The sequence below is a fragment of the Thermoanaerobacter sp. CM-CNRG TB177 genome, assembly GCF_018588165.1.
In the GTDB taxonomy this organism is placed as follows: Bacteria; Bacillota; Thermoanaerobacteria; order Thermoanaerobacterales; family Thermoanaerobacteraceae; genus Thermoanaerobacter; species Thermoanaerobacter thermocopriae.
The window spans coordinates 1-11,101 of record NZ_JAFCAC010000019.1 but is presented as its reverse complement, the minus strand read 5'-3'; the positions used below and the strand labels follow the sequence as shown (position 1 = coordinate 11,101).

At 36.5% G+C, this 11,101-nt stretch carries 9 protein-coding genes and 1 other annotated feature; all 9 genes read left to right on the top strand.

Features of this window, described 5'->3' with window-relative positions; translation table 11 throughout:
* Nucleotides 1-187 precede the first annotated feature (187 nt).
* Nucleotides 188-337 carry a 50S ribosomal protein L33 gene (rpmG, locus tag I4N53_RS01505; RefSeq protein WP_004402360.1) on the top strand — a complete coding sequence of 50 codons (150 nt, stop codon included), beginning with the start codon at nucleotides 188-190 and terminating at the stop codon, nucleotides 335-337.
* Nucleotides 338-366: 29 nt separating this feature from the next.
* Nucleotides 367-564, top strand: a complete 198-nt coding sequence (gene secE, locus I4N53_RS01500) for a preprotein translocase subunit SecE (protein ID WP_028992513.1) — start codon at nucleotides 367-369, stop codon at nucleotides 562-564.
* Nucleotides 565-595: 31 nt separating this feature from the next.
* Nucleotides 596-1,120, top strand: coding sequence for a transcription termination/antitermination protein NusG (gene nusG, locus I4N53_RS01495; protein ID WP_214495422.1), 525 nt, complete (start codon nucleotides 596-598; stop codon nucleotides 1,118-1,120).
* 41 nt (nucleotides 1,121-1,161) lie between these two features.
* Nucleotides 1,162-1,584 (top strand): 50S ribosomal protein L11, encoded by a 423-nt coding sequence (gene rplK, locus I4N53_RS01490; protein WP_012995925.1) that lies wholly within the window; start codon nucleotides 1,162-1,164, stop codon nucleotides 1,582-1,584.
* Between the two features lie 47 nt (nucleotides 1,585-1,631).
* A complete protein-coding gene (gene rplA, locus I4N53_RS01485) occupies nucleotides 1,632-2,324 on the top strand; it encodes a 50S ribosomal protein L1 (protein ID WP_214495421.1) in 693 nt (230 codons plus the stop codon).
* Nucleotides 2,325-2,372: 48 nt separating this feature from the next.
* Nucleotides 2,373-2,495, top strand: a sequence feature (ribosomal protein L10 leader region).
* Between the two features lie 12 nt (nucleotides 2,496-2,507).
* Nucleotides 2,508-3,041 carry a 50S ribosomal protein L10 gene (gene rplJ / locus I4N53_RS01480; protein ID WP_012995923.1) on the top strand — a complete coding sequence of 178 codons (534 nt, stop codon included), beginning with the start codon at nucleotides 2,508-2,510 and terminating at the stop codon, nucleotides 3,039-3,041.
* A 33-nt stretch (nucleotides 3,042-3,074) separates the two neighbouring features.
* Nucleotides 3,075-3,452: a 50S ribosomal protein L7/L12 gene (rplL, locus tag I4N53_RS01475; RefSeq protein ID WP_214495420.1), complete on the top strand. Its 378-nt coding sequence runs from the start codon at nucleotides 3,075-3,077 to the stop codon at nucleotides 3,450-3,452.
* A gap of 220 nt (nucleotides 3,453-3,672) precedes the next feature.
* Complete coding sequence (gene rpoB / locus I4N53_RS01470; RefSeq protein WP_214495419.1) at nucleotides 3,673-7,377, top strand: DNA-directed RNA polymerase subunit beta; 3,705 nt, start codon at nucleotides 3,673-3,675, stop codon at nucleotides 7,375-7,377.
* 42 nt (nucleotides 7,378-7,419) lie between these two features.
* Nucleotides 7,420-10,974 carry a DNA-directed RNA polymerase subunit beta' gene (rpoC, locus tag I4N53_RS01465; protein WP_214495418.1) on the top strand — a complete coding sequence of 1,185 codons (3,555 nt, stop codon included), beginning with the start codon at nucleotides 7,420-7,422 and terminating at the stop codon, nucleotides 10,972-10,974.
* The last annotated feature ends 127 nt before the right edge of the window (nucleotides 10,975-11,101 follow it).

Below are 11,101 nucleotides of genomic sequence, written 5' to 3'. Positions count from 1 at the left end.
AAGAGAAGGCGGCCGTACAGTAGGTGCTGGCGTCGTGTCAGCTATCATAGAGTAAAGAGAAGCCGGGTTCAAACCTGGCTTCTTTTGAGTTAAATTTGTACTTTTTTATTTTGCTTGTGGTGATTGACAAGAAGTTATATTTATGATAAATTTGACTAAGCAGCCGAATCACCGGGAGGTGTAATAATTGAGAGTAAAAATTACGTTGGCGTGTACTGAGTGCAAGAATAGAAATTACCATACCACAAAAAATAAAAAGAATGACCCTGATAGATTAGAACTAATGAAATATTGCAAATTCTGCAAAAAGCATACCTTGCATAGAGAGACTAAGTAGGTTTTAAAATTTCAAGAGGATGTGAGGAAATGGCCGGTGAAGGAAGAAAATTTGTCAAATTTTTTAAAGATGTAAGGGCAGAAATGAAAAAGGTGACATGGCCAAGTAAAGAAAGCATGATAACTTACACTGAAATTGTACTAATAGTAATGGCTTTTTTTACAGTATTCATTTTTTTAATTGACTCAGTTTTTAGTTATCTTTTAAAGCTCATTATTAAAGTTTAAAGGAGGTTGGGGCGAGTCCCCAAGATTGACTATGTCAGAAAAAGAAAATGCAAAGTGGTATGTGGTTCATACCTATTCTGGATATGAAAACAAAGTTAAAGCTAACCTAGAAAAAATAGTAGAAAATAGAAATTTGCAGCATTTAATTCACCAAATTATTGTTCCTACGGAAAAAGTTGTTGAAATAAAAGATGGAAAAAAGAAAACTGTTGAGAAAAAAATTTTTCCGGGTTATGTTTTGGTGAAAATGATTATGACAGATGATACTTGGTATGTAGTGCGAAATACCAGGGGTGTTACAGGATTTGTAGGTCCTGGTTCTAAACCGGTACCATTGACTGAAGCAGAAGTTAGAGCTTTAGGAATAAAAGAGATTCCAACTGCAGTTGACTTTAATGTAAAAGATACGGTTAGGGTTATTTCAGGACCTTTCGAAAATTTTATTGGAGTAGTAGAAGAAATTTATCCGGATAGACAAAAGGCGAAAGTTTTAATTTCTATGTTTGGAAGAGAGACACCGGTTGAATTTGACCTTGTACAACTTCAAAAAATATAAAAAAGTGAAAAGTCATTTTAGTTTTATAAGGAGGTGTAGTCATGGCAAAGAAAGTGGCAGCAGTTGTAAAAATACAGTTGCCAGCAGGAAAAGCTACTCCTGCGCCACCAGTAGGTACTGCGTTAGGACCTCATGGTGTTAATATAATGGCTTTTTGCAAGGAATTTAATGAAAGAACAGCCAAAGACGCAGGGCTAATAATTCCTGTTGTTATTACAATATATTCGGATAGGTCCTTTAGTTTTATAACTAAAACTCCACCGGCGGCTGTGCTACTTAAAAAGGCAGCTGGAATAGAATCAGGTTCTCCGCAACCTAATAAACAAAAAGTTGGGAAAATTACAAAAGAGCAGCTCAGAGAAATTGCTGAAATCAAGATGAGGGATTTAAATGCTTCTGATATAGAAGCTGCTATGCGAATGATAGCAGGTACTGCAAGAAGCATGGGTATAGAGATTGTATAAAAATAAGTGGGAGGAAAGTCCGATAATACCACAAGGAGGTTAGAAAATTGAAACGCGGAAAAAAATATTTAGAGAGCTTAAAGTTATATGACAAGACACAACAATATTCCAGTGATGAAGCAATGGATATTGTTTTGAAAACTGCAAAAGCGAATTTTGACGAAACTATTGATTTAGCCGTAAGATTAGGTGTTGACCCAAGGCACGCTGACCAACAAGTAAGAGGTACAGTAGTACTTCCTCATGGAACAGGAAAAAGTGTGAAAGTATTAGTTTTTGCAAAAGGTGAAAAAGCTAAAGAAGCAGAAACAGCTGGTGCTGATTATGTTGGAGCAGAAGAATTAGTGGCAAAAATACAAAATGAGAATTGGTTTGATTATGATGTTGTAGTGGCAACCCCTGACATGATGGGAGTTGTAGGTAGATTAGGTAAAATATTAGGACCAAAAGGATTAATGCCAAATCCTAAATCAGGTACTGTGACGTTTGATTTAGAAAAAGCTATTAAAGAAATTAAAGCTGGTAAAATTGAGTATAGGGTAGATAAAGGAGGCATAATTCACGTTCCCATAGGGAAAAAATCCTTTGGGAAAGAGAAGTTGTTAGAAAACTTCAGAGCAGTTATGGATGCTATAATCAAGTCCAAACCGGCAGCTACAAAAGGGCAATACATCAAAAGTGTAGTGTTATCTTCTACAATGGGTCCAGGTGTGAAGGTTAATCCTTTAAAGATTTTTTAATAAAAGTTGTTGACTATTAACGAGATGTAATGTATAATAAGTGACGTTGAAATTGAATACGAAAGACCGTAGACAGTGGGTGTGCTATTGCACGTAAATCCCACCGAGGTTTTTTAAAATAAATTCCCAAAGGGGATCCTCGTGTCTACGGGATCCTTTTTAAATTTTTAAGGAGGTGGGAAGGTGGGAACCACAAAAGAGAAAAAGCAACAAATCGTAGCAGAATTTAAAGACAAATTGTCACGAGCGCAAACTGTGATTTTTTCAAGCTTTAGTGGACTAACTGTAGAAGATGATACAATTTTAAGGCGTAAATTTAGAGAAGCTAATTCTGAGTACAAAGTCTACAAAAATACTTTAATGACTATTGCAGCTAAGGAACTAGGTTATGGAGATGATTTAATTAAGTATTTTGAAGGACCAACTTCTGTAGCTTTTGGATATGATGATCCTGTTGCGCCTGCTAAAGTTCTTGTGGAATTTATGAAAGATCACAAGGGTATTGAGTTAAAAGCAGGTCTTGTAAATGGAAAGTTAGTGACAGTTGAGGAAATTAAGGCTTTAGCGAAGCTTCCTTCAAGGGAAGAGCTCGTGGCGAAAGCTTTGGGCAGCATGAAAGCTCCTATTACCAACCTTGTTTTTGTGTTGTCTGGTACTTTGAGAAGCCTGCTTTATGCTTTAAATGCAGTGAAAGAGAAAAAGCAAGCTGAAGCTTGAAAATAAAAAAATTTTAAGATGGAGGTAGAAAAAATGAGCAAAGAGGAAATTTTGGAAGCCATAAAAAATATGACAGTTTTAGAATTAGCCGAGTTGGTAAAAGCTTTGGAGGAAGAATTTGGTGTATCTGCGGCAGCTCCTGTAGTAACAGCAGCACCAACAGCTGGAGCACCAGCAGCTGGAGCACCAGCTGAAGAAAAAACAGAATTTGATGTTATTTTACAGGAAGTAGGTAGTGACAAGATAAAAGTTATCAAGGTTGTAAGAGAAGTAACAGGTTTAGGGCTAAAAGAAGCAAAAGATTTAGTAGAAAGTGCTCCAAAGCCGGTTAAAGAAGGAGTAAGCAAGGATGAGGCAAATCAAATCAAAGCAAAATTCGAAGAAGTTGGTGCAAAAGTAGAAATAAAATAAGGGCAAAAGTTTGCCCTTATTTTTTTATGGGGAATTGTTGACATAAATCTACTCTTGTGCTATTATAATAAATTGCATTAATAGTCGCCTTTTTTATTTGTCAATATATGTATAAGATGAGGACTGCTGGTGAATAATAATGGTAAAATAGGGTTATTTTATGCGAAATCCAAAAGTTTTTAAACTTTTGGTAATTTACATTTTTTAAGGGGTGAAACGGATGGTACGTCCTGTACAAGTGGGCAACAAGACAAGAATGAGCTTTGCCAAAATTGATGAAGTTCTACAGATGCCCGACCTTATTGAAGTTCAAAAGAAGTCCTACAAATGGTTTTTAGAGGAGGGATTGAGAGAAGTTTTTAGAGAAATTTCCCCAATAGAGAGCTTTACGGGAAATTTGGCTTTGGAATTTGTGGATTATAGATTAGAAAATACCCCCAAGTATTCTGTAGAAGAATGTAAAGATAGAGACACTACATATGCAGTACCGATGAAAGTTAAAGTGCGTCTTACCAATAGGGAAACAGGGGAAATTAAGGAATCTGAAGTATTTATGGGGGATTTCCCATTAATGACCGAAAAAGGTACTTTTATCATAAATGGAGCAGAACGTGTAATTGTAAGTCAGTTAGTGAGATCTCCCGGAGTATATTATGAACAGCAGTTTGATAAATTTGGCAAAAGATTAATTTCTGCAACTGTAATTCCAAATAGAGGAGCTTGGCTAGAATATGAAGAAGATTCAAATGATGTAGTATATGTTAGAATTGACAGGACGAGGAAAGTTCCAATTACCGTATTATTAAGGGCTTTGGGATATAGTAGTGATATTCAAATTCTTGACCTTTTAGGGGAAGAAGAAAAACTTAAGGCTACTTTAGATAAAGATACTACAAAATCAGAAGAAGAGGCTTTAATAGAAATTTATAAAAGATTAAGACCAGGGGAGCCGCCTACTGTTGAGAGTGCCAAAAGCCTTTTATATGCGCTATTTTTTGATGCAAAAAGGTATGATTTGGCAAAGGTAGGACGCTATAAATTTAATAAAAAACTTGCGTTAAAAGCGAGAATTGCAAACTTAAAAAGTGCAAAAAAAATTGTCAATCCTGTTACAGGTGAGATATTAGTAGAGGAAGGAGAAAAAATTTCAAAAGAAAAGGCAGAAGAAATTCAAAATTGTGGTATAAATGAAGTAGAAGTTTTAGTAGAAGGTAAGGTAGTGAAAGTAATAGGCAATAATACGGTAGACATAAATAAATATCCTATGCCTTATGATGTGTCTAGCTTAAATATAAAAGAAGCAGTAAATTTAAGTGTGTTGAAAGAAATACTAGACAATTTCTCCGATGAAGAGGCAGTGATAAATGAAATAAAAAATAGAATAGATGAACTTATTCCTAAGCATATTACTAAGGATGACATTATAGCTACTGTAAATTATCAATTAAATTTAGCCCATGGAATAGGTTCGATAGATGATATAGATCACTTAGGGAATAGGAGACTCAGGTCTGTAGGAGAGTTATTGCAAAACCAATTTAGAATTGGACTTGCGAGATTAGAAAGAGTAGTCAAAGAAAGGATGACAATCCAAGATGTGAATGAAATTACTCCTCAAAACCTTATAAATATTCGTCCGGTTGTTGCAGCCATTAGAGAATTTTTTGGAAGTTCACAACTTTCTCAATTTATGGACCAAACTAATCCTTTGTCAGAACTTACTCATAAAAGAAGAGTAAGTGCTTTAGGTCCCGGTGGTCTTAGCCGAGAAAGAGCAGGATTTGAGGTAAGAGATGTGCACTATTCCCACTATGGAAGAATTTGTCCTATTGAAACTCCTGAAGGACCAAACATAGGTTTGATTGGATCTTTGACTACTTATGCTCGCGTTAATGAATATGGATTTATCGAAGCTCCGTACAGGAAAGTAGATAAGACAACAGGTACAGTTACAGATGAAATTGTATATATGACTGCAGATGAAGAAGATGAATATATTATAGCTCAGGCTAATGAACCATTAGATGAAAACAACAGATTTATTAATGATAAAGTGGTATGTAGATTAAAAGAAGAGATAATAGCTGTACCTCCAACTGAAGTGGATTTCATGGACGTTTCACCAAAACAGATAGTGTCTGTGGCTACTTCTTTGATCCCTTTCTTGGAAAATGATGATGCTAATAGAGCCTTGATGGGTTCTAACATGCAAAGGCAGGCAGTACCACTTATAAAAACGGAAGCACCAATAATTGGAACAGGTATAGAATATAAGGCGGCTGTTGATTCTGGCGTAGTAGTATTAGCGAAAAACGATGGAGTAGTAGAAAAGGTAACTGCTGATAAAGTTGTAATTAGAACAAAGGATGGTAGAAAAGATGAGTATAATTTACTTAAATTTAAGAGGTCAAACCAGGGAACTTGTATAAACCAAAGACCTATTGTAAATGAAGGAGATGAAGTCAAAAAAGGGCAAGTTATATGCGATGGACCTTCTACTGACCATGGTGAACTCGCTCTTGGAAAAAATGTTTTAGTAGGATTTATGCCTTGGGAAGGTTACAATTATGAAGATGCTATTTTGATAAGTGAAGAATTGGTAAGGGATGATTCTTTAACTTCTATTCACATTGAGGAATACGATGCAGAAGCTAGAGATACTAAACTAGGTCCAGAAGAGATTACGAGAGAAATCCCGAATGTAGGGGAAGACGCTTTAAAAGATTTAGATGAGAGAGGTATAATACGCATAGGTGCGGAAGTTACAGCTGGTGACATATTGGTAGGTAAAGTTACTCCAAAAGGTGAGACGGAACTTACGGCTGAAGAAAGACTTTTAAGAGCTATTTTTGGAGAAAAAGCAAGAGAAGTAAGAGATACTTCTTTGCGCGTTCCTCATGGTGAGTCAGGTATAGTTGTGGATGTTAAAGTTTATTCCAGAGAAAATGGTGATGAATTGCCGCCAGGAGTCAACCAAATGGTAAGAGTATTTGTCGCTCAAAAGAGGAAAATTGCCGTTGGAGATAAAATGGCAGGTCGTCATGGTAACAAAGGTGTTATTTCAAGAATACTTCCGATAGAAGATATGCCATTTTTGCCAGATGGTACACCTTTGCAGATATGCTTAAATCCATTAGGTGTTCCATCCCGCATGAACATTGGTCAGGTTTTAGAAGTTCACTTGGGCCTTGTGGCAAAGGCGTTGGGATGGGAGATTATTACACCTGTTTTTGATGGAGCAACGGAAGACGATATACAAGAACTTTTGACTAAATCGGGTTTTTCTCCAGATGGCAAAGTACAATTGTACGATGGAAGAACAGGTGAACCATTTGATAATAAAGTTACAGTAGGTTATATGTACATGCTGAAGCTTCACCACTTAGTCGATGATAAGATGCATGCAAGGTCTACTGGACCATATTCTTTAGTTACTCAGCAACCTTTGGGTGGAAAAGCTCAGTTTGGTGGACAAAGATTTGGTGAGATGGAAGTATGGGCACTAGAGGCATATGGTGCAGCTCATACTTTACAGGAGATTTTAACGGTAAAGTCTGACGATGTAGCAGGTCGTGTAAAAACTTATGAAGCTATTGTCAAAGGTGAAAACATACCAGAACCAGGTATTCCAGAATCTTTTAAGGTACTTGTTAAAGAACTTCAAAGCTTAGCATTGGATGTCAAAGTTATTACGGAAGATAATCAAGAAATTCCGCTGAAAGAATTTGAAGAGGATGACGATTCTGATGTGCCGGATGCTACTTTGAATATCAACATAGAAGGTCGCGAAGATACGCCGCCAGAAGAAGTATATGAAGAAAGTTACGAAGAAGAGACCGAAGATTTGCCAGAGGATATTGACTTTGAGCCTGATAGCTTTGACATAGAAAATAATGATTTAGATTTAGAAGATTTTGATATTTGATTGGTTAAAACCAAAATTTATTGAAGAAAGGAGCGACACTCCTTGTTTCAGTTAAAAAATTTTGAAGCTATTAAAATAGGATTGGCATCTCCTGAAAAAATAAGAGAATGGTCAAGAGGCGAGGTGAAAAAACCTGAAACTATCAATTATAGAACGTTAAAACCGGAAAGAGATGGTCTTTTTTGTGAAAGAATTTTTGGGCCTACTAAAGACTGGGAATGTCATTGTGGCAAATATAAAAGAGTAAGATACAAGGGTGTAGTTTGTGATAGATGTGGTGTTGAGGTGACAAGGTCTAAGGTTAGAAGGGAAAGGATGGGGCACATTGAGCTTGCTGCCCCTGTTGCCCATATATGGTATGTAAAGGGAATTCCTAGTAGAATGGGCCTCCTTCTTGATATGTCCCCAAGAGCCTTGGAAAAAGTGTTATACTTTGTATCATATGTGGTTATTGACCCAGGGGATACTCCTCTTACTAAAAAGCAGTTATTGTCAGAGAAAGAGTACAGAGAATATTTGGATAAATATGGACATAGATTTAGAGCGGGGATGGGAGCAGAAGCTGTAAAGGAATTGTTACAGGAAATAGATTTAGAAAAATTAAGCAAAGAATTGAAGGCTGAAATAAGGGAATCTACTGGTCAAAAAAGGGTAAGAGCGATTAGAAGATTAGAGGTAGTGCAAGCTTTTATAGATTCAGGAAATCGCCCTGAATGGATGATTTTAGATGTTATACCTGTAATTCCTCCTGATTTGAGACCTATGGTGCAGTTGGATGGTGGGCGGTTTGCAACTTCAGACCTTAATGATTTGTACAGAAGAGTAATCAACAGAAATAATAGATTGAAGAAACTTTTAGACTTAGGGGCTCCGGATATTATAGTGAGAAATGAAAAAAGAATGTTGCAAGAAGCAGTAGATGCCTTGATAGATAATGGAAGAAGAGGAAGGCCTGTTACAGGTCCTGGCAACAGACCTTTAAAATCCCTTTCTGATATGTTAAAAGGTAAGCAAGGAAGATTCAGACAAAATCTTTTAGGTAAGAGGGTAGATTATTCAGGGCGTTCCGTTATAGTAGTAGGGCCAGAACTTAAGGTTTATCAATGTGGTTTGCCAAAAGAAATGGCATTAGAACTTTTTAAGCCTTTTGTAATGAAGAAGTTAGTAGACGAGGGTTTGGCGCAGCATATAAAAAGCGCTAAGAGGATGGTTGAAAAAGTAAAGCCTGAGGTGTGGGATGTATTAGAGGAAGTTATTAAAGAACATCCTGTGTTGTTAAACAGAGCTCCTACCCTCCACAGATTGGGTATTCAAGCTTTTGAGCCGGTGTTGGTTGAAGGAAGAGCTATAAAGCTTCATCCCCTTGTATGTACAGCTTATAATGCAGACTTTGATGGTGACCAGATGGCTGTCCATGTGCCCCTTTCAATGGAAGCTCAAGCTGAAGCAAGATTTTTAATGCTAGCTGCTAATAACATACTCAAGCCTCAAGATGGAAAACCTGTTATGACGCCTACTCAAGACATGGTATTAGGTTGCTATTATTTAACAGCAGATGAAGATGGAGTTCCAGGCGAGGGTAAGTATTTTTCAAGTCCTGAAGAAGCTATTATGGCATACCAACTGGGATACATTCACATTCATGCGAAGATAAAAGTAAAAATGACAAAAGAAATTGATGGAGTTAAAAAATCGAAAATAATTGAGACAACAGTGGGAAAAATTCTATTTAATGAAGCAATTCCGCAGGATTTAGGTTATGTAGATAGATCTAATCCTGAAACTGCTTTTGACTTAGAAATTAATGATTTAGTAGATAAATCTAAATTGGGGAAAATTTTAGATAGAGCATACAGATTACACGGACCAACAAAAACAGCAGAAACTCTTGATAAAATCAAAGAGTTAGGGTTTAGATATTCTACAAAAGCAGCCATTACTGTTAGCGTATCTGACATGGTAATACCCAAAGAAAAAGAGAAGCTTCTAAAAGAAGCAGATGAAATGGTAAGTAAGATTGAAAGCCAATTCAGACGTGGTCTCATATCTGAGGAAGAGAGATATGAGAGCATAATAAAAACATGGAATATGACTACAGAAAAAGTTACAGAGGCTTTGATGGCGAGTTTGGACAAATTTAATCCTATATTTATGATGGCTCATTCAGGAGCAAGGGGAAGTAAAAACCAGATAAGACAGTTAGCAGGCATGAGGGGGCTTATGGCAGATCCTTCAGGAAGAATTATTGAGCTTCCTATAAGGTCTAACTTTAGAGAAGGTCTTAATGTGTTGGAATTCTTCATATCTACTCACGGTGCAAGGAAAGGTCTTGCGGACACAGCTTTAAGGACTGCAGATTCTGGTTATTTAACAAGAAGATTAGTTGATGTTAGCCAAGATGTAATAGTCAGGGAAGAAGATTGTGGAACTGATGAGGGAATTTATGTAGAAGAAATAAGAGAAGGAAACGAAATAATTGAAAGATTAACTGACAGAATAATAGGAAGAATTGCAGCTGAAGATGTTGTTGATAATGAAGGTAATATAATTGTCAGAAGAAATGAATTGATAAACGAAGTGGAAGCAGAAAAGATAGAAAAAGCAGGTATTACTAAAGTAAAAATAAGGTCACTTTTGACATGCAGGTCGAGACATGGCGTATGTAGGATGTGCTATGGCAGAGACCTTGCAACAGGAGAACTTGTAAATATAGGCGAAGCAGTGGGAATTATTGCTGCACAGGCTATAGGTGAACCAGGTACACAGCTTACTATGAGAACATTCCATACGGGTGGTGTAGCAGGTTTTGACATTACGCAAGGTTTTCCAAGAGTAGAAGAACTTTTTGAAGCAAGAAAACCAAAAGGACTTGCTGTAATTTCTGAAATTTCCGGTGTTGTAAGAATTAATGAGTCAAAGAAAAGAAGAGAAGTCATTGTAACGGATGAAGAAAACAATATTTCTAAGACTTATCTCATTCCTTATGGTTCAAGACTTAAAGTTCATGATGGCCAAGTGATTCAAGCTGGGGATGAGTTGACGGAAGGGTCTGTAAATCCTCATGACCTTTTGAAGATAAAAGGAATATTTGCAGTACAGACTTATTTGCTACAAGAAGTCCAAAAGGTTTATAGATTGCAGGGTGTTGAAATAAATGATAAGCACATTGAAGTAATAATAAGGCAGATGATGAGAAAAGTAAAAGTAGAAGACCCAGGTGATACTTCAATGCTTCCTGGAGAGCTTATAGATATGTTTAAATTCGAAGAGGAAAACAAAAAAGCGGTTGAAAAGGGATTACGGCCTGCTACTGGAAGAAGAGCACTTTTGGGGATTACAAAGGCGGCTCTGGCAACAGATTCTTTCTTATCAGCTGCTTCTTTCCAGGAGACGACGAGGGTGCTTACAGATGCAGCTATAAAAGGTAAAGTAGATCCGCTTTTGGGATTAAAAGAAAATGTGATAATAGGTAAACTAATTCCTGCTGGAACAGGTTTGTCACGTTATAGAAATATTTCTGTTGTTAAAAAAGTTAAGGATCAACAGAAAGGACAAGATAACGAAAAAGAAGAGACAGAGACAAAAGCAAGTAACTAAAGGTTTGGTATGAAATGTGCGTATAAAATTTCTGCTGGATGAAGTAGCACATATAAATTACCTACAAAATCTTAACTATGAATTGCAATATTAAATGCAACACCTAATGAAAATCATGTAGATATAG

Coding starts and splice junctions, on each gene's coding strand:
- secE (WP_028992513.1), top strand. CDS start 367: ATGGCCGGTGAAGGAAGAAAATTTGTCAAATTTTTTAAAGATGTAAGG.
- nusG (WP_214495422.1), top strand. CDS start 596: ATGTCAGAAAAAGAAAATGCAAAGTGGTATGTGGTTCATACCTATTCT.
- rplK (WP_012995925.1), top strand. CDS start 1,162: ATGGCAAAGAAAGTGGCAGCAGTTGTAAAAATACAGTTGCCAGCAGGA.
- rplL (WP_214495420.1), top strand. CDS start 3,075: ATGAGCAAAGAGGAAATTTTGGAAGCCATAAAAAATATGACAGTTTTA.
- rpoB (WP_214495419.1), top strand. CDS start 3,673: ATGGTACGTCCTGTACAAGTGGGCAACAAGACAAGAATGAGCTTTGCC.